Source organism: Ruegeria sp. E5 (assembly GCF_056534105.1).
The window spans coordinates 526,788-544,748 of sequence record NZ_JBQFPA010000001.1 but is presented as its reverse complement, the minus strand read 5'-3'; the positions used below and the strand labels follow the sequence as shown (position 1 = coordinate 544,748).

Below are 17,961 nucleotides of genomic sequence, written 5' to 3'. Positions count from 1 at the left end.
GGTCAGCCTTTGAACGGGAAGTTGCCGCGCGCATAACGCGGCGCGACAAAATATACCAGCCCTAACCGGCGGTCAGTGGCCCGCTGTGGCTGAAAACAGGTGGATGATCAGAATGCCACTCAAAATCATGCCCAAACCCAAGACTGCGGGCCAATCGAGTTTTTGGCCAAAAACCAGAAATCCAATCAGTGCGATCAGGGCAATACCGAGGCCCGACCAGATTGCATAGACAATGCCCACGGGCATGACCTTTAACGTGAGGGCCATAAGATAAAAGGCTGCCCCATAGCCAACCACGACAAGAGCCGACGGCCAAAATCGCGTAAACTGATGGCTAGCCTGCAACGCAGTCGTGCCGATGGTTTCCGCGATAACAGCCAACATTAGGATTAGGTAGGTCTTTGGCACGAGCGATGCCTCTCTGAATTATCGCGAAAGGTTGAGCATACTTGCGATTATTTGGGCAAGGGGATTCAGATGCAGATGATCAAAACCCTAACTTTACCAAAGGTCAGGTAAACCCGACTATTCGGGCTTTTGCATTCGTGCTAAACACTCGATTGTTTTTAGTGTGTTTTTAATGAGTTTGATAAGATGACGACTTTTGCAAAATCGGTCATTATCGCTTCGGTTTTGATTGTGGCGTTGGGATGGCTTGCAGACGGGGGGTCCGTCGACATTGATGCAGCCCAGAATGTTGAGCGGTTCACAGGTTTTCCGGTTTAGGCGCCCACCGAACGATATCCTCGAAAAGGAGCTTTCGGGCTCCTTTTCTTTTCTTCAGACGCTAAGCAATCTTTACTGCTTTTCGATCGCTTTCAGCTTGGATCGATGTTCAGACAGTCTTTTCACCACGAATTGCCGCGCCTTGCGTTCCGCCAGCCTAACCCGGATTTCGGTCAAGAACGCTTCTTCCAGAGATTGCGAGGCTGCACCGAGAACGTCTCCAACCTCCACAAAGAATCGATCCTCGCCCGTCTCGTCCATAACCTTCATCGTGTCCTCGGCCAATCTGGCGGCCAGGGTAGTGATGGTATCGGACATCAGCGCGTATTCTCTGTCAGGCGACGTTTCACGTAATCCGTCACATCTGTCATCAGTGTGTCCATGTGGCGGTCTTGGAAGAAGTGATCGGCACCTTCCACCTCATTATGGGTGATGGTGATACCCTTTTGTTCATGCAGCTTTCCGACCAGAGACGCAGTGTCTGCAGGTGGTGCCACACGGTCCGCCAATCCGTTGATGATCAAGCCAGAAGACGGGCAGGGTGCCAGGAACGAAAAGTCGTACATGTTTGCGGGCGGCGATACACTGATGAAGCCAGTGATCTCGGGGCGGCGCATCAGAAGCTGCATTCCGATCCATGCACCGAACGAAAACCCAGCTACCCAGCAATGCTTGGAGTTGTTGTTCATCGACTGAAGGTAATCCAGCGCTGATGCTGCATCGCTCAGCTCACCTACACCCTGGTCATACTCACCCTGGCTGCGACCAACGCCGCGAAAGTTAAAACGCAGAACCGTGAAGCCCATGTTGTAAAAGGCGTAATGCAGGTTATAGACCACCTTGTTGTTCATGGTCCCGCCAAATTGTGGATGCGGGTGAAGCACGATAGCGATCGGTGCGTCTTTTTCCTTTTGCGGGTGGTAGCGGCCTTCCAGGCGGCCTTCGGGTCCGGGAAAAATCACCTCGGGCATGTGTGCTTTGGTCCTGTTTTTTGACGCGTCGGCCCCGAGATTAACTTGACGGTAATCCTCAGGTACCTTAGAACGGTTCTAATTACATTGTGTCGCGTGAAAACGCTGTCAGTGGGAGATACGCACTGGCTCGGGCGACGTCAATGTTTTCGCGCAGTTCTTGCCTGAAGGAAACAAAATGAAGCTGTCGACCAAAGGCCGCTATGCGATGGTTGCGCTGGCGGATATCGCCCTTCAGTCCTCGGACAAACTTGTCACGTTGGGCGAGATTTCCGAACGTCAGGATATTTCACTACCGTATTTGGAGCAGCTTTTCGTGAAACTGCGTCGAGCTGATCTGGTCAGTTCAGTACGCGGACCGGGTGGGGGCTATCGCCTGGCGCGACCTGCCTCGGAAATCCGTGTGGTCGAGATACTGGCCGCGGTTGATGAGACGGTGGATGCGATGCACAAGGGGGCAGGTGCCTCGGGCGCGTCTTCGGGCAGCCGGGCGCAGTCACTGACCAATCGGTTGTGGGAAAGCCTGAGCGCGAATGTTTACGTATTCCTGCATCAAACGCGGCTGTCGGATGTAATTCGGAATGATCTTGCACCGTGTCCCGCTGTTCCTAGCTTGTTCGCAGTCGTGGACGATTGATCTGATGACGTTTTTCTGTGTTCCGTCAAAACCCATCTTGGAAAAGATACATCTATGAAACGGGTTTATCTCGACCATAACGCAACCGCCGCTCTGAGGCCCGAGGCCCGCGATGCAATGATCGCGGCGATGGATTTGGTGGGTAATCCGTCCTCGGTCCATGCCGAAGGGCGCGCCGCAAAAGCGGTGGTCGAGAAAGCGCGGGCTCAAATCGCAACAGCGTTTGGGGCAGATGGTGCCGACATCGTGTTTACTTCTGGTGCGACGGAGGCAGCGGCTTTGGCCATGGCGGGGCGCGATCTTCAAGGTGCAGCGATTGAACATGACGCGGTAAGAGCTTGGATTAATGAGGTTCTGCCTGTCTCCCAAGGCGGTTACGTTGACGTGCCGGACGCTTCCCGATCCACGCTGCAACTGGCCAATTCGGAAACTGGAATTGTTCAAACTTTGCCTGCCGGTCTTGCGGTCACCGACGCGACTCAGGCTTTTGGTAAGTTGCCGATAGCCTTCAACTGGCTGGGGGCTGAGATGGCGCTGATTTCAGCCCACAAACTTGGCGGGCCAAAAGGGATCGGGGCGTTGGTGATGAAACGCGGCACCAATCTTGCTGCGCAAATCAAGGGCGGCGGGCAGGAGATGGGGCGTCGTTCGGGTACGGAAAATGTCACTGGAATTGCGGGGTTCGGAGCAGCAGCTGAAGCCGCGTCCCGTGATTTAGAAAATGGCGTTTGGGAAAACGTTGCAGAACTTAGAAATATTCTAGAAAACGCTCTTGAGGCTGGTACGAAAGCTACTATTTTTGTCGGGAATGACCAAAGGCGACTCCCCAACACTCTGTGCTTCGCCACACCGGGATGGAAGGGCGAGACACAGGTCATGCAGATGGATTTGTCAGGCTTCGCGATCAGTGCGGGCTCGGCCTGTTCCAGCGGCAAGGTTCGTGCAAGCGCCGTACTGACGGCCATGGGATTTGATGAGATGACGGCCTCTAGCGCAATCCGCGTATCGCTGGGGCCAGAGACGGCAGAAGAAGATGTGCTGCGTTTCGCGGAAACGTGGCTTGAAAAAGAGAAAAAGCATCGCGCGCGGGCCGCGTGATCTGACGGAGGGTGAATTATGGCCGCTTTGGACCAGACCCAGGTGAAAGAGGGTGTCGATCAGGAAACCGTAGACGCGGTTCGCGAGGTCAGCACTTATAAATACGGCTGGGAAACTGATATCGAGATGGAGTATGCGCCAAAAGGCGTGAATCCCAATATTGTACGTCTGATTTCGGACAAAAATGATGAGCCTGAGTGGATGACCGAATGGCGTCTGGCCGCGTTCGAGCGCTGGACCCAGATGGAAGAGCCTAAATGGGCGATGGTGCACTACCCGCCGATCGACTTTCAGGACCAGTATTATTATGCCCGTCCGAAATCGATGGAAGATAAACCCAAATCTCTGGATGAGGTCGATCCCAAGCTTCTGGCGACTTACGAAAAGCTGGGTATCCCTTTGAAAGAACAGATGATCCTGGCAGGTGTCGAGGGCGCTGAGAATGCACCGGCAGAAGGCCGTAAGGTTGCTGTTGATGCAGTATTTGACTCGGTTTCGGTCGGGACGACTTTTCAGGAAGAGTTGAAGAAAGCCGGTGTTATTTTCTGCTCGATTTCCGAGGCGATCAAAGAGCATCCGGAACTGGTCAAAAAATACTTAGGGACGGTCGTACCGGTCTCAGACAATTTCTATGCCACGCTCAACTCGGCTGTATTCTCGGATGGTTCATTCGTCTACGTCCCGCCGGGCGTGCGCTGCCCGATGGAACTGAGCACATATTTCCGCATCAATGCAGAAAATACCGGCCAGTTTGAGCGCACGCTGATCATCGCCGACAAGGGCTCTTACGTCTCGTATCTGGAAGGCTGCACCGCGCCCCAGCGCGACACCGCTCAGTTGCACGCGGCAGTTGTCGAGATCATCGTCGAAGAAGATGCCGAGGTGAAATACTCGACCGTTCAGAACTGGTTCCCCGGGGATGAGAATGGCAAAGGCGGTATCTACAACTTCGTGACCAAGCGCGCCGATTGTCGGGGTGATCGGTCCAAGGTGATGTGGACGCAGGTCGAAACCGGCTCGGCTGTGACCTGGAAATACCCGTCCTGCATCCTGCGTGGCGACGATAGCCAGGGTGAGTTCTACTCGATCGCAATCACGAACAACATGCAGCAAGCCGACACCGGCACCAAGATGGTGCATCTGGGCAAGAACACCAAGTCGCGGATCGTATCGAAAGGGATCAGCGCCGGTAAGGCGCAGAATACCTATCGCGGTCTGGTGTCGATGCATCCAAAGGCCAAGGACAGCCGAAACTACACCCAGTGCGACAGCCTGCTGATCGGCGACAAATGCGGGGCGCATACGGTTCCGTATATCGAGGTGAAGAACAACTCATCTCGGGTCGAGCACGAGGCGACTACCTCGAAGGTAGACGACGATCAGCTGTTCTATTGCCGTCAGCGTGGCATGGACGAGGAAGAAGCCGTGGCCTTGGTCGTCAACGGGTTTTGCAAGGACGTTCTGCAGGCGCTGCCGATGGAATTTGCGATGGAAGCGCAACAGCTTGTGGCAATCAGCCTTGAGGGATCAGTCGGCTGATGACACCAAAACCCCAACAGCGAATCCGAAAGGACGATGTCCTGACCGTGCTTGGCTATGCGTTGCCGGTGCTCGGCGGCCTGTTGGGGGTTGCTTACGTCAATACCAAGTACATGGACTTCATAAACCCGGTTTGGGCAGTGGGCGCAGGCGCGTTGCTTGGATGGATCATCGCCCGCGTGATCCGCAAGGTGCTGGGATAAGAACTTATCGGGGTCGCAATGCGCCCCTTGCGAGATGCTAAAGGACAGAAAATGCTGGAAATCAATAGCCTGCACGTCAAACTTGAGGAAGAAGACAAGCAAATTCTGAAAGGGGTCGACCTGACGGTCGAGCCTGGCAAGGTGCATGCGATCATGGGGCCCAATGGCTCGGGCAAATCAACGCTCAGCTACGTGTTGTCTGGTCGTGATGGCTATGAGGTGACCGAGGGCGGCGCGACGCTTGATGGCGAGGATCTGCTTGAGATGGAACCGGAAGAACGTGCAGCCGCAGGTGTGTTTCTGGCGTTCCAGTACCCGGTCGAGATTCCCGGTGTGGGCAACATGACCTTCCTGCGCACCGCCGTGAATGCGCAGCGCAAAGCACGTGGCGAGGAAGAGCTGTCGGCGACGGATTTTTTGAAAGAGGTTCGTGCCAAGGCCAAGGCGCTGAAAATCGACGCTGAAATGTTGAAACGTCCGGTCAATGTTGGCTTTTCGGGTGGTGAGAAAAAGCGCAACGAAATCCTGCAAATGGCGATGCTTGAGCCGAAGATGTGCATCCTGGATGAGACAGACTCGGGCCTTGACGTGGACGCGATGAAACTGGTGGCCGAGGGTGTGAACGCCCTGCGCGATGAAGGGCGGGGTTTCCTTGTTATCACGCACTATCAGCGGCTTCTCGATCACATCAAACCTGACGTGGTTCACATCATGGCGGATGGTCGTATCGTGAAATCCGGTGGTCCCGAACTGGCGCTGGAAGTTGAAAACAACGGCTATGCCGACATACTGGCTGAGGTGAACTGATGGCTTTGCCCCAAGCAAAACAAACGGCGACCGAGGAACGGCTGGCAGCGCTGACCATGCCGGATGCGGGATGCACACGCAAAGCGCGCGAAGCCGCAATTGCACGTGTACGCGCGATGGGTTTGCCCAGTCGTCGAGATGAATACTGGAAATATACCCGTCCAGACACTCTGGTCTCTGCGGAAGCTCCCAGTGCTGCTTTGTTCAAAACGGATGAACCGGCTCTGTTCCACGCGCTCGACCGACTGAAGATCGTTTTCATTGATGGCGTATTCAGCCCGGAAGAGTCTGATGATCTGTCTCTGGAGGGTGTAACGATCGATCGGCTGGAAGATATCTGTTGCAAAGATATCCATTGGGCCAAAGAGTTATACGGCGTTCTTGAAGCAAAAGGCCAAGATCCAGTGGCGCGTCCCTTGGCGGCGCTGAACACGGCCTATGCGTCAGATGGAGTTGCCATTCATGTATCCGGCAAGCCGAGCAAACCGATTAACCTGATTTATCGCCATGAATCTGAAACGTCGGATGCGATCCTGCATCACGTCGTTCGGGTTGAAAGCGGTGCCGAAGTCACGATCCTTGAAAACGGACCCGCAGCGTCGCGCTTCAACAAATGCATGGAGATCGATATCGCCGACAATGGCACGCTGCATCATATCCGTGCGCAGGGCAGGGATCATCAACGCCGTGCGGCGACTCATATGTTCTCGCGGCTTGGCAAAGAATCCGTTTATAAATCCTTCACGCTGACCGTGAACGGAGTTTTGACGCGAAACGAGCAAGTCGTCGAACTGACGGGTGACGATGCGGTCGCTCACGTGGCGGGTGCGTGTGTTGGAGACGGTGATTTTCTCCATGATGACACGGTCTTTGTCACCCATGATGCGGTGAATTGCGAGAGCCGCCAAGTGTTCAAGAAGGTGCTTCGCAATGGTGCGACGGGTGTTTTTCAGGGCAAGATCTTGGTGAAGGAAGGTGCTCAGAAAACCGACGGTTACCAGATCAGCCAGTCGCTGCTTCTGGACGATGACAGTCAGTTCCTCGCCAAACCCGAGCTTGAGATTTACGCCGATGACGTGGCGTGTTCGCACGGTTCGACCTCGGGCGCCATTGATGAAACGGCTTTGTTCTACCTGCGCTCCCGTGGCGTCCCAACGGCAGAAGCAACCGACATGTTGACACTGGCCTTCCTGGCTGAAGCCGTTGATGAAATCGAGGACGAGGATCTGGCAGCTGATATCGTGTCCCGATTGCAAGATTGGCTGGCACGCCGACGCTGATGCCTGTCACAACTGATATCGTGGCCACGTATCGCGGACCGGGGCGTGTGGTGCGTCGGCTGCTTGATATGGGGCCGCGCGAAGATCGCGCATTGGCGTTTGTGATGGCGTTCTGTGTAATAGGCTTTATCGCGCAATTGCCCGGCCTTGCACGGAGGGCTCATCTGGAAGGGATAGAGCTGAACATGCTGTTGGGCGGGGCCCTGTTGGGCTCGGTCTTTATTCTGCCATTGTGCTTTTATCTTCTTGCTTGGCTTACCCATTTCATCGCGCGGATGATGGGGGGCGATGGCACCAGCTATGGCGCGCGGCTAGCCTTGTTCTGGGCGCTTCTCGCGTCAGCGCCTTTGGTGTTGCTGAATGGGCTGGTGTCCGGTTTCATCGGCCCCGGGTCAGCGCAAACACTTGTGGGGCTGTTATGGGTTGCGGTTTTTCTCTGGTTCTGGTTGTCGGGCCTCAAGCAATCGCAAAAGGCTGCTATATGAATTCCACCGCACTGCTCAACCTGGTCGTTCTGACCCTGTCCAATCCAGCCGAAGCCGCAAGACGATTGCTCGCGTTGCGGCTGGGTACGGATGTACTGTGGCTCGCCTTCTCTCTCGCGGTGATCCTGAACGCACTGGTCCAGTCTGCGTCCAGCTTCGTCCTGCCGCTTATCAGTCCGGATGTTCAGCAACTGGCTGAGCCACTATCGAGGACGCTTTTTGTTTCCGTTGCGGCAATCATGATCAGCGTCGTGACGTTCCTATTAGTGGGCCGCGTCCTGGGTGGAACGGGAACGTTCAATGACTTCATGACGCTGATTGTCTGGTTGCAAATCCTGCAAATTGCGGGGCAAGCAATCATTCTAGCGCTGGTTGCAGCGCTGCCGTTTCTATTCTTACCGGCCAGTCTGGCGATGCTGGGTCTTAGCCTTTACATCACCTTGCATTTTCTCAACGAGGCGCATCGATTTCAGTCGTTGGGAAAATCGTTTGTGGTGATCCTGATCTCTGGTCTTGTGGCCGTCCCGTTTGTTCTTTGGCTGATCCCCGCCGGGTCTGTATAGGGAAGTCCTGTCTATGTATGACGTACAAAAAATCCGCGCAGATTTTCCGATCCTGTCACGTCAGGTCAACGGAAAGCCGCTGACTTATCTAGACAACGGGGCCTCCGCGCAGAAACCCCAGGTAGTGATCGACGCGATCACGCAGGCCTATGCGCACGAATATTCGAACGTACATCGAGGGCTTCACTATCTGTCAAATCTCGCGACCGAGAAATATGAGGCCGTCCGTGGCACGGTTGCGCGGTTTCTGGGCGTATCAAACGAGAATGAGATTGTCCTGAATTCGGGTACGACCGAAGGAATCAATTTGGTCGCCTACGGTTGGGCAATGCCACGCCTGCAGGCGGGGGACGAGATTGTCCTCAGCGTGATGGAACATCACGCCAACATCGTACCGTGGCACTTCCTGCGCGAACGGCAGGGCGTGGTGCTGAAATGGGTCGATGTCGATGCGACCGGCCATCTTGACCCTCAGGCGGTAATCGATGCCATTGGCCCCAAGACAAAGCTGGTTGCGGTGACCCAATGCTCGAACGTGCTGGGCACTGTGGTTGATGTCAAAGCAATCACGCAAGGCGCCCACGCCAAAGGCGTTCCGGTTCTGGTGGATGGCAGCCAGGGCGCGGTTCATATGCCCGTCAATGTCGATGACATCGGATGTGACTTCTATGCCATCACGGGTCATAAACTGTACGGCCCGTCCGGTTCTGGTGCAATTTTTGTCAAATCGGACCGCATGGCTGAAATGCGCCCCTTTATAGGTGGCGGTGACATGATCAAAGAGGTTTCAAAAGATCAGGTGATCTACAACGATCCGCCAATGAAGTTCGAGGCCGGAACCCCCGGCATCGTGCAGACCATCGGGTTGGGTGTGGCGCTTGACTATATGATGGACCTTGGCATGGAGAGCATCGCATCGCATGAGGCCGGCTTGCGCGACTATGCAATGCAACGGTTGAATGGATTGAACTGGCTGCAGGTTCAAGGCACCACAGCGAACAAAGCCGCGATATTCAGCTTTACTCTGGATGGGGCAGGGCATGCCCATGATGTTTCTACCATTCTGGACAAAAAGGGTGTCGCAGTGCGCGCAGGGCACCATTGCGCCGGGCCGCTGATGGACCATTTGGGGGTCACTGCTACCTGTCGTGCCAGCTTTGGGCTTTATAACACGACGGATGAGGTCGACACTTTGATCGATGCGTTGGAGCTTGCCCACGATCTGTTTGCCTGATCGTACTGCGGATTTGCAGTTGCACCCGGATTGGAACGAGGGTAGCTAACGGCCAAGGCACCTGTAGCTCAGCTGGATAGAGCGCTGCCCTCCGAAGGCAGAGGCCAGAGGTTCGAATCCTCTCAGGTGCGCCATTTCACCTTTGCTAGTCGTCATATTACGCAGAACTGACGGTGCACGAACCTGTTTTTCCAAGCAAAACAAAACCCCCGCCAGAACTATCTGATGGGGGTTGTGCAACAGCGAAAGATGAAATGCTCGATTAGCCGCGCCACGAGCGGATGACCCCGCAATCCATGTGAACGAAATTCGAACGATAGTACTGTCCAACGCCACCGGCACGACAGGCCATCGCTGCTTTACCCATTTGCGAGACCGAGCGTGATGACAGTCGCAGATCAGCAGCCTGACCCTTCATATGAAGCGAATTCTTGGCAACACCCCGCGAGCGGCGGCGCAGCATTGCGTTGGTTTGCGGCGAGCGGTAACCCGACAGCAGCATGTAGGGTTCGCTGACATCCAGAAGATTGTGGGTGGCAGCCATGATGTCGATGGTCCTCAGGTCCACGGACTTGACTTGATCGCTGCGCCAGTCGCGCATGAAGTGGTTGACCTCTTTCACCGCGTCTTTGATGTATTTGCCATCAACCCAATAGACCATATCGATACGTTCACCGGTACGGCCGGAATACATGCGGATACGGCGAATATCACCTCCGCCGCGAAGGAAACCTGCTGCGTTGGAATATGTGGGGGCTGCAACAACTGCGGTTGCGGCGAATGCGCCCAATAGGGCACGCCGGGTCAGGCCCGAGGTACTGCTCTTGGTCATTTTTTGTTTCGTCCCGTACTGTTCCTGCCTGCACACGATGTTACGCGCGCCGTATTAATTTTTCCCATCCCAGATACGGGTTTTATGGCACAGTAGGATTCAACAGCCAAGAAATCTTTGGTCGCAGTCAAATCAAGGGGGAAATTTCGGCAGTTTTTTGCGCAACTGATGCAAGTATGCTTGCTTTTGGCGCAGTTCGCGCGTCGGCGATGCAAACGCGCACCAGGGGTCAAAGAAGCGGTCTGTTGATGAATTTGTGAATAGACATCAGGCGCTCAGCAAAACATTATTTTCAGACGCCGCTTATAGGGCGTGCCAAGTCATTGAAGAAACAGGGCCATCCTATGTCATTTGTTACCCGTGCTCGTTCAAGTGTTTTTATCGCCGCTTTCCTTGTGGCTTCGGCCTCAGTCGCGCAGGCGGGGACGGATGGCACAGCGTTTCAATTGGCCGTTGCGGAAAGTGTGTCCAACAGCCCGGCAATTGCTGAGTTTTATCGCACAAACGGGTTTGATCCGGTTTGGGTTGGCGATACGCCCGAACATTCTGCACGACGCAAAGCCCTGATCGAAGCGCTTTCGACGACCGATCTGCATGGATTGCCTGGGGCACGTTACGACGTCCAGACTTTGAAGACAAAGATGCAGGACGCGCGCGACACCCGTGATCTGGGCATGCTCGAGGCCGAGCTGACTCGGGTTTTTGTCAAATATGCCAGAGACTTGCATTCCGGTTCTGTAACGCCTTCGCAGATTGATCCCGGCCTAGTGCGGGCGGTGGAACGACACAGCGCCGCAGAGCATCTTGAACTGCTCGTTTCCAGCCAGGGTGATACCTATTTCAGGGATATGATGCCTCAATCGCGCCAGTATCTTGCGCTGTTGAAACAGAAGAAGGCGCTGGAAGCGCTGATGACACAAGGTGGCTGGGGCGAGACCGTTCCTGTCTCCAAGCTTGAGCTTGGGGACACAGGGAACAGTGTCATCAGGCTGCGCAATCGACTTGTCGCGATGGGTTATCTGAAGCCTACTGCCAGCCCAAACTATGATGATGCGCTGTTTGCGGCGGTGCAATCCTTTCAGGCTGCTCATGGTCTTGAGGCGGATGGCGTAGCTGGCAAAGGCACTATTTCCGAGATCAATCGCCCAGTTTCAGACCGCTTGAAAGCTGTTTACGTTGCGCTTGAACGGGAGCGCTGGTTACCCAAAGACCGTGGTGAGCGGCATATTCTGGTGAATCTGGCCGATTTTTCTGCCAAGATCGTCGATGACGGGCAGGTCACGTTTGAGACTCGTGCCGTGATCGGCAAAAACACACATGATCGCCGTAGCCCAGAGTTCTCGGATGAGATGGAGCATATGGTGATCAACCCAAGTTGGTATGTGCCACGCTCGATCATCACGAAGGAATATCTGCCGCAATTACGGGCCAATCCAAATGCTGTCGGCCATATCCAGATCACCGACCGCCGTGGCCGTCAGGTAAATCGTGGAGCGGTTGACTTTACCCAGTTCACTGCGCGTAATTTCCCGTTTTCCATGCGTCAGCCCCCCAGCAAAAGCAACGCACTGGGGCTGGTGAAGTTCATGTTCCCTAATAAGTACAACATCTATCTGCATGATACGCCTCAGAAATCTCTGTTCGCACGCGAGGTTCGGGCATTCTCGCATGGATGCATCCGTTTGGCGCAACCGTTCGAGTTTGCCTATAAGCTGCTGGCCAAGCAGGAAGAGGATCCAAAGGCGTTTTTCCACCGCGTGCTGAACACGGGCAAAGAAACGAAGGTTGAACTGGATAAAAAAATTCCGGTGCATCTGATTTATCGCACGGCCTATATTGGCCCCAAAGGCGAGGTGCAGTATCGCCGCGACGTGTATGACCGGGATCGCAAGATCTGGGAAGCGCTGCAAAAGGCAGGGGTGGTCCTGCCGGACGTTCAAGGGTAATCACGAGGCAAATCCCGCCACGAGGACGCCCGACATGCAGTTTACCGTTCAACAAATCGCCGATTCCCTGGGGGTCGTCGCAGAAGGCCAGACTGGCCTGACCATCTTGCGGGCAGCCGAGCCGGGAGATGCCGGGCCAACCGATCTGGCCATGGCGATGTCGCCAAAATATGCTGAAGCTTTGGAGACCGGTTCAGCACGGGCCGCGGTTTTGTGGGATGGCGCGGACTGGGAAGCACTGGGGCTTGAGGCCGCCATTTTTGTGCAACGCCCCCGCATGGCGATGGCAGGGATCACCGCGATGCTGGATCGCGGGCAGGGGATTGCGCCGGGAATTCATCCATCGGCTGTCATTGATGAAACCGCCGAGATCGGGGTCGACGTATCGGTCGGTCCGCTTGCTGTTATCGGTGCGCGCGCGCGCGTCGGCGCGGGTTCGGTTATCGGCGCGCATTGCGTGATCGGTATGGATGCGTCGCTTGGTGAAAACGCTCTGCTGCGCGAAATGGTCAGCATCGGTGTGCGGGCTCAAATCGGTGATCGCTTTATCGCGCAGCCGGGTGCCCGTATCGGCGGGGACGGTTTCAGCTATGTCACACCAGAAGTCTCGGGTGCCGAAAATGCGCGGAAAACTCTGGGTGATCAGGGGGGTGCAAAGGCGCAAAGCTGGTTGCGCATCCATTCGCTGGGTGCGGTCGAGATTGGCGATGACGTCGAGGTCGGCTCGAACTGCACTGTAGACAACGGGACCATACGCAATACTGTAATCGGAAGTGGATCGAAACTGGATAATCTTGTCCACGTGGGACACAACACCCGAGTCGGGCAGGATTGTTTGTTATGTGGTCAAACCGGCGTTTCTGGTTCGGTCGAGATTGGCAATAACGTGGTACTGGGTGGTCAGACTGGTGTTGTCGATAATATTTTCATCGGTGATGGCGTGATTGCCGGTGGCGGCACCAAGATTCTGTCAAATGTTCCTGCTGGTCGCGTGATCATGGGCTACCCGGGCATTAAAATGGAAAGCCATACCGAGATATATAAAGCCCAACGTCGTCTGCCCCGATTGTCGCGCGACGTCGAGGCGTTGAAAAAGGCTGTTTTCAAACAGCCTTCAAGTGATTAAATCATCCCCAAGGCGAAAATCAGGGGATCGAGATGAGCATCAGCGACCGCGTCATAGCAATCATTGCCGAACAGGCCGTGCTTGAGCCTTCGGATGTGACGCCCGACAGTACGCTCGAAGAATTGGGCATCGATAGCCTGGGTCTTGTTGAGAGTATCTTTGCCATCGAGGAAGAGTTCGATATCACCGTGCCCTTCAACGCAAACGAGCCCACATCCGGCGATTTCGACATTTCGAATGTGACAGCGATCATTGCGGGTATCGAAAAACTCGTGTCTGAAAAGGTCTGACCGCTGGTATGAAACGCGTCGTCATTACGGGTGCTGGCACCATTAACGCGTTGGGCCATTCCGTCCCCGACACTCTGGAAGCCATGCGCGAGGGTCGTTGTGGTATCTCCGAGCTTGAGTTTCGTGATGTGGGTCGCCTGTCGATCAAGATCGGCGGTCAAGTCCGGGGTTTTGAGGCCGAGGGCCGTTTCAACCGCCAACAGATGACGCTGTATGATCGGTTCACGCAGTTCACGTTAACCGCCGCCAAAGAAGCGATCGATCAATCCGGTATCGTATTCTCGGGTGACACAGCCGCGCGGTCGGGGGTGGTGCTGGGAACGGCCGGTGGTGGCGTCTCCACCTGGGATGACAACTACCGCTCGGTTTACGAGGATGGTAAAAATCGCGTGCATCCTTTTGTCGTGCCCAAGCTGATGAACAACGCGGCGGCCAGCCACGTTTCGATGGAGCACAACCTCAAAGGCCCTAGCTTTACAGTATCAACAGCGTGTGCGTCTTCGAACCATGCGATGGCGCAGGCATTTCAGATGGTGCGCAGCGGGGCAGCGCCCGCAATGGTGACCGGTGGCTCGGAGTCGATGCTGTGCTTTGGGGGCGTCAAGGCATGGGAAGGGCTTCGCGTCATGTCAAAAGATGCCTGTCGGCCCTTTAGCGCAAACCGAAACGGGATGGTGCAAGGCGAAGGTGCGGGTGTTTTTGTGTTCGAAGAATACGAACACGCGCGCGCGCGCGGAGCAGATATCCTGTGCGAGGTCGTGGGCTTTGCCATGTCCTCGGACGCGGCCGACATAGTTATGCCCAGCAAACAAGGGGCAGCACGGGCCATGGCCGGGGCGTTATCGGATGCACGGCTGAATGCAAGCGATGTGGGTTACATAAATGCCCATGGGACCGGCACGGCTGCAAATGACAAAACCGAATGTGCAGCCGTTGCTGGTGTGTTTGGTCCACACGCCGACGATCTGATGATTTCGTCAACAAAGTCCATGCACGGACACCTGATCGGCGGTACCGGCGCAGTTGAGCTATTAGCCTGTATCATGGCCCTGCGCGACGGGGTGATCGCCCCGACCATTGGCTATGAAGAGCCCGACCCCGAATGCGCGCTGGATGTGGTGCCAAACGAGTCGCGTGAGGCGAAAGTTAATGTCGCCCTTAGCAATGCTTTCGCCTTTGGTGGGCTGAACGCCGTTCTTGCGTTGAAGCGTATATGAAGAAACCGCCGTGTTATCACGGCGGCTTTCTTATTCGATGTTTTTGCGGGGCTTAGTTTATGGAAACATTCAGCCCGTCAAAGCCTGCTGTGAAGCCAGACAAAGACATGTCCATATTCAGAACCTGATCTGGCAGGCGCGCAGGAACCAGCGACAGCACCGCCTTTTGGCCTGATTTCATCGCGTCGATATCACCCTGAGTCAAACCCAGTTGCGCCACGCAGCCAACCGGAATGCAGTGGTGATAATTGTAAAGCTTGCGCGGTGCCCCATCGATCGACATAGCCAATTGCGCCTGCAGCAGGGTTTCGAGCGGTACAACGACATTCGCCCAAGCAACAGCGGCACCGCCTTCGGGCAGTTTTCCGATCGAAACTTCGGCAATCGGATCACCCTGTTGGTTATTGAGGATCTGAACCATCGCGCAGGGATCGTCTTCGCCTTCGGTTTTGATGCAGGAAATATTCCATTCACCCGTTTGTTCTTTGACGTATTGCTCGCCAACACGGGGACCGGATTCACCCAGATCCAGATCGCTGCCAACTTCGGCTTCAGCACCGGCTTCAGGTTGCTGTGTGGTTTCCTGCGCAAATGCTGTTCCGCATAACAGTGCTGCGGCCGCCACATTAAAAGGGACAAGTTTCCTGATCATGAATGCCTCATCTAACTGATCCAGTTTTTTGTTTCCTCTATCACCGCAATTCAGTGGTGTCAGGGTAAATCCGAATTCCAGACCGGGAATTGATCGTTTTTTGCCGAAATGCGTGGGAAACACCGCGATCTGCAACGAAAAAGGGAGCCGATGGAGCGGCTCCCTTCCTGAATAGTTTCTCCCCGTCGGACTGGCCGACTTAGTTATGCGCAGACGTTACGAAAGGGGAACCCGTTGGTCAACTCCTAACCCTAAAAAACTATTCTTGCGTCTTTCGGTTTTCGTAGAATTTATAAAAAAAAGCCGTGCCCAAAGGCACGGCCAGTCGACAGGGAGGAAGTTTGCCCCCGCAGCCAGGCCACGAGAAGCAACATTTACTCTCGCAGCGAAAGGTTAACTTTGTATGCTTGCAGCAGATCGGTAGAATTCGGGACAGATTTTCAATGGACAACAAGATCTTCGTAGGCGGTGGTGGCGACGGCTATTCAGTGGCACAGGGGCTGTCGCTGAAATATGCGAACCGCCATGGCCTGATTGCTGGTGCGACCGGTACGGGCAAAACGGTTACGCTGCAAATTCTGGCTGAAGGCTTCTCACAGGCGGGGGTTCCAGTGTTTCTGGCCGATGTGAAAGGTGACTTGTCGGGGCTGGCGCTGCCTGGAAGCGAAACCCACAAATTACACCAGGCTTTTTTGGATCGGGCCGAGAAGATCGGGTTCGGCACATTCTCTTACGCCGCGTGTCCAGTCACGTTCTGGGATCTGTTTGGCGAGCAGGGGCATCCGGTCCGAACCACAGTGACAGAGATGGGCCCACTGCTACTATCGCGACTGATGGAGCTGAGCGAGGCGCAGGAAGGCATTCTGAACATCGCCTTTCGGGTCGCAGACGAAGAAGGCATGCCGCTGCTTGACCTGAAAGACCTGCAGGCATTGCTGGTCTGGATAGGCGAGAAACGTGCCCAACTATCGCTGCGCTATGGCAATGTCTCGACATCTTCGATCGGTGCTATTCAACGCCGCTTGCTGGTTCTGGAAAATCAGGGCGGTACCAATCTGTTTGGCGAGCCTGCGTTGGACCTGGCCGACCTGATGCGGACAGATGCGAACGGGCAGGGGATGGTGAACATTCTGGCCTCTGACAAGCTGATGGGCTCTCCGCGCCTATACGCGACTTTCCTGTTGTGGCTGCTTAGCGAATTGTTTGAAGAACTGCCCGAAGTGGGGGACCCTGAAAAACCGAAGCTGGTGTTCTTCTTTGACGAAGCGCACTTGCTGTTCGAGGACGCCCCCAAGGTGCTGGTGGACAAGGTCGAGCAGGTGGCGCGCCTGATCCGATCAAAGGGCGTTGGAGTTTATTTCATCTCGCAGAATCCGGCGGACATCCCGGAAGATATTCTGGGTCAGCTGGGCAACCGAGTCCAACATGCGCTGCGGGCCTTCACCGCGCGCGACCGTAAGAATCTGCGACTTGCTGCTGAGACCTATCGTGAAAACCCAGCTTTCGATACTGAGACCGCAATCCGAGAGGTGGGCGTGGGCGAGGCCGTGACCTCGATGTTGCAAAAGAAAGGTGTTCCGGGCGTGGTCGAGCGAACTTTGATCCGGCCACCGGGCTCTCAACTTGGTCCGATTACCAAAGCTGAGCGTCAGTCGGTGATCAAAGCTTCGCCGATGGATGCAAAATACGGCAAGCGTATCGACCGCAAATCGGCGTTTGAGATTCTGCAGGCGCGCGCGGATGCCGCTGCGAATGCGGCGGAACAGGCGGAATCCGACGAAGTTCTGGAACAGCAGACCCCGGCAGAACGCGAATACGCCTCGGCCCGAAGGTATTCGGGCAACCGCGTTGGGCGATCTTCATCTCGTCTTTCGCGCAATCAGGATACCTTCGCCACGGCCATGAGCGAGGCCGTGATCAAAGAGCTGAAAGGAACAACTGGCCGCCGCATCGTCAGGGGCATACTGGGCGGCTTGTTCCGCAATCGATAGAATCCGGAGCGCAGCGCGCGCCGAACCAGTCGCGCGCCCATATTGTTATCGATTAAGCCGGCGCAGGCCTTCCTGTCTGCAATAATTATCCGCCTCGGGCACCGACATTTTGGTGGCCGGAAAATCGATTGCGCGGTCCCAGGTGACGCGGTCCTGGCGGTAAAGCTGACAGGTCACAACACCTTTGGGCGTCTGGACCTTGACCGGGGTGGTCTCCAATTGTTCGGGTGAGGGAATACACGCTGATAGCGTTGCCATCAGCGGGATCCCGATTGCGAAAACTCTGAGTGGTTTAATCATTGCGACTACGGTGCTCTCATCTTGGTTAACTGTCAGATCGTTACAACTCCGCACCAAACAAACA

At 55.3% G+C, this 17,961-nt stretch carries 21 protein-coding genes and 1 tRNA gene; 16 read left to right on the top strand and 6 right to left on the bottom strand.

What is annotated here, in order from left to right; genetic code table 11:
* Positions 1 to 72: 72 nt before the first annotated feature.
* Complete coding sequence (locus ACR0BI_RS02810; protein WP_480438560.1) at positions 73 to 408, bottom strand: DMT family transporter; 336 nt, start codon at positions 406 to 408, stop codon at positions 73 to 75.
* A 186-nt stretch (positions 409 to 594) separates the two neighbouring features.
* Between ACR0BI_RS02810 and ACR0BI_RS02805 the strand changes: the two genes are divergently transcribed.
* Positions 595 to 726, top strand: a complete 132-nt coding sequence (locus tag ACR0BI_RS02805; protein ID WP_255612097.1) for a hypothetical protein — start codon at positions 595 to 597, stop codon at positions 724 to 726.
* A 72-nt stretch (positions 727 to 798) separates the two neighbouring features.
* On the opposite strand, the gene ACR0BI_RS02800 is transcribed toward ACR0BI_RS02805, so the two are convergent.
* Together ACR0BI_RS02800 and ACR0BI_RS02795 are read right to left on the bottom strand one after the other, a co-directional pair.
* Positions 799 to 1,044: a hypothetical protein gene (locus ACR0BI_RS02800; RefSeq protein ID WP_170393030.1), complete on the bottom strand. Its 246-nt coding sequence runs from the start codon at positions 1,042 to 1,044 to the stop codon at positions 799 to 801.
* Positions 1,044 to 1,697 (bottom strand): alpha/beta hydrolase, encoded by a 654-nt coding sequence (locus ACR0BI_RS02795; protein ID WP_008758207.1) that lies wholly within the window; start codon positions 1,695 to 1,697, stop codon positions 1,044 to 1,046. Before ACR0BI_RS02795 ends, ACR0BI_RS02800 begins: the two co-directional genes overlap by 1 nt.
* A 178-nt stretch (positions 1,698 to 1,875) precedes the next feature.
* Here ACR0BI_RS02795 and iscR point away from each other — a divergent pair, with 178 nt between their 5' ends.
* The 10 genes from iscR to ACR0BI_RS02745 all read left to right on the top strand — a co-directional run bounded on the left by iscR (position 1,876) and on the right by ACR0BI_RS02745 (position 9,677).
* Positions 1,876 to 2,334 carry a Fe-S cluster assembly transcriptional regulator IscR gene (gene iscR, locus ACR0BI_RS02790; RefSeq protein WP_170393031.1) on the top strand — a complete coding sequence of 153 codons (459 nt, stop codon included), beginning with the start codon at positions 1,876 to 1,878 and terminating at the stop codon, positions 2,332 to 2,334.
* Positions 2,335 to 2,388: 54 nt separating this feature from the next.
* The gene (locus ACR0BI_RS02785) at positions 2,389 to 3,432 is read left to right on the top strand and encodes a cysteine desulfurase family protein (protein ID WP_480561480.1); all 1,044 of its coding nucleotides are present in this window, start codon (positions 2,389 to 2,391) and stop codon (positions 3,430 to 3,432) included.
* Between the two features lie 18 nt (positions 3,433 to 3,450).
* Positions 3,451 to 4,971 (top strand): Fe-S cluster assembly protein SufB, encoded by a 1,521-nt coding sequence (gene sufB, locus ACR0BI_RS02780; protein ID WP_170625886.1) that lies wholly within the window; start codon positions 3,451 to 3,453, stop codon positions 4,969 to 4,971.
* Positions 4,971 to 5,174, top strand: a complete 204-nt coding sequence (locus tag ACR0BI_RS02775) for a hypothetical protein (protein ID WP_170405842.1) — start codon at positions 4,971 to 4,973, stop codon at positions 5,172 to 5,174. Before sufB ends, ACR0BI_RS02775 begins: the two co-directional genes overlap by 1 nt.
* A gap of 51 nt (positions 5,175 to 5,225) precedes the next feature.
* Complete coding sequence (gene sufC, locus ACR0BI_RS02770) at positions 5,226 to 5,981, top strand: Fe-S cluster assembly ATPase SufC (RefSeq protein WP_480561482.1); 756 nt, start codon at positions 5,226 to 5,228, stop codon at positions 5,979 to 5,981.
* Positions 5,981 to 7,261, top strand: a complete 1,281-nt coding sequence (gene sufD, locus ACR0BI_RS02765) for a Fe-S cluster assembly protein SufD (protein ID WP_170393036.1) — start codon at positions 5,981 to 5,983, stop codon at positions 7,259 to 7,261. The genes sufC and sufD overlap by 1 nt, the downstream gene beginning before the upstream one ends.
* Positions 7,261 to 7,746 carry a YIP1 family protein gene (locus tag ACR0BI_RS02760; RefSeq protein ID WP_170625888.1) on the top strand — a complete coding sequence of 162 codons (486 nt, stop codon included), beginning with the start codon at positions 7,261 to 7,263 and terminating at the stop codon, positions 7,744 to 7,746. The genes sufD and ACR0BI_RS02760 overlap by 1 nt, the downstream gene beginning before the upstream one ends.
* Positions 7,743 to 8,309: a Yip1 family protein gene (locus tag ACR0BI_RS02755; protein ID WP_170510265.1), complete on the top strand. Its 567-nt coding sequence runs from the start codon at positions 7,743 to 7,745 to the stop codon at positions 8,307 to 8,309. Before ACR0BI_RS02760 ends, ACR0BI_RS02755 begins: the two co-directional genes overlap by 4 nt.
* A gap of 13 nt (positions 8,310 to 8,322) precedes the next feature.
* A complete protein-coding gene (locus ACR0BI_RS02750; protein WP_480561484.1) occupies positions 8,323 to 9,543 on the top strand; it encodes a cysteine desulfurase in 1,221 nt (406 codons plus the stop codon).
* 57 nt (positions 9,544 to 9,600) lie between these two features.
* Positions 9,601 to 9,677 (top strand) — tRNA-Arg (locus ACR0BI_RS02745).
* A 128-nt stretch (positions 9,678 to 9,805) separates the two neighbouring features.
* Here ACR0BI_RS02745 and mepK read toward each other — a convergent pair.
* Positions 9,806 to 10,375 carry a peptidoglycan L,D-endopeptidase MepK gene (gene mepK / locus ACR0BI_RS02740; RefSeq protein ID WP_170393040.1) on the bottom strand — a complete coding sequence of 190 codons (570 nt, stop codon included), beginning with the start codon at positions 10,373 to 10,375 and terminating at the stop codon, positions 9,806 to 9,808.
* A gap of 344 nt (positions 10,376 to 10,719) precedes the next feature.
* Between mepK and ACR0BI_RS02735 the strand changes: the two genes are divergently transcribed.
* From ACR0BI_RS02735 to ACR0BI_RS02720, 4 genes are read left to right on the top strand one after another with little or no spacing between them, the layout of a single operon-like run.
* Positions 10,720 to 12,321 (top strand): L,D-transpeptidase family protein, encoded by a 1,602-nt coding sequence (locus ACR0BI_RS02735; RefSeq protein WP_480561486.1) that lies wholly within the window; start codon positions 10,720 to 10,722, stop codon positions 12,319 to 12,321.
* Between the two features lie 34 nt (positions 12,322 to 12,355).
* Complete coding sequence (gene lpxD / locus ACR0BI_RS02730) at positions 12,356 to 13,447, top strand: UDP-3-O-(3-hydroxymyristoyl)glucosamine N-acyltransferase (protein WP_480561488.1); 1,092 nt, start codon at positions 12,356 to 12,358, stop codon at positions 13,445 to 13,447.
* Positions 13,448 to 13,479: 32 nt separating this feature from the next.
* On the top strand, positions 13,480 to 13,737 hold the full coding sequence (locus ACR0BI_RS02725; RefSeq protein ID WP_170393043.1) for an acyl carrier protein: 258 nt from the start codon (positions 13,480 to 13,482) through the stop codon (positions 13,735 to 13,737).
* An 8-nt stretch (positions 13,738 to 13,745) separates the two neighbouring features.
* Positions 13,746 to 14,954 (top strand): beta-ketoacyl-[acyl-carrier-protein] synthase family protein, encoded by a 1,209-nt coding sequence (locus tag ACR0BI_RS02720; protein ID WP_170625892.1) that lies wholly within the window; start codon positions 13,746 to 13,748, stop codon positions 14,952 to 14,954.
* A 52-nt stretch (positions 14,955 to 15,006) separates the two neighbouring features.
* Here the strand turns inward: ACR0BI_RS02720 and ACR0BI_RS02715 are convergent, their stop codons facing one another.
* A complete protein-coding gene (locus ACR0BI_RS02715) occupies positions 15,007 to 15,606 on the bottom strand; it encodes an invasion associated locus B family protein (protein ID WP_170393045.1) in 600 nt (199 codons plus the stop codon).
* A gap of 443 nt (positions 15,607 to 16,049) precedes the next feature.
* Here ACR0BI_RS02715 and ACR0BI_RS02710 point away from each other — a divergent pair, with 443 nt between their 5' ends.
* Positions 16,050 to 17,597, top strand: coding sequence for a helicase HerA-like domain-containing protein (locus tag ACR0BI_RS02710; protein WP_480561490.1), 1,548 nt, complete (start codon positions 16,050 to 16,052; stop codon positions 17,595 to 17,597).
* 45 nt (positions 17,598 to 17,642) lie between these two features.
* On the opposite strand, the gene ACR0BI_RS02705 is transcribed toward ACR0BI_RS02710, so the two are convergent.
* Positions 17,643 to 17,855 carry a hypothetical protein gene (locus ACR0BI_RS02705; protein ID WP_480438555.1) on the bottom strand — a complete coding sequence of 71 codons (213 nt, stop codon included), beginning with the start codon at positions 17,853 to 17,855 and terminating at the stop codon, positions 17,643 to 17,645.
* Positions 17,856 to 17,961 lie beyond the last annotated feature (106 nt).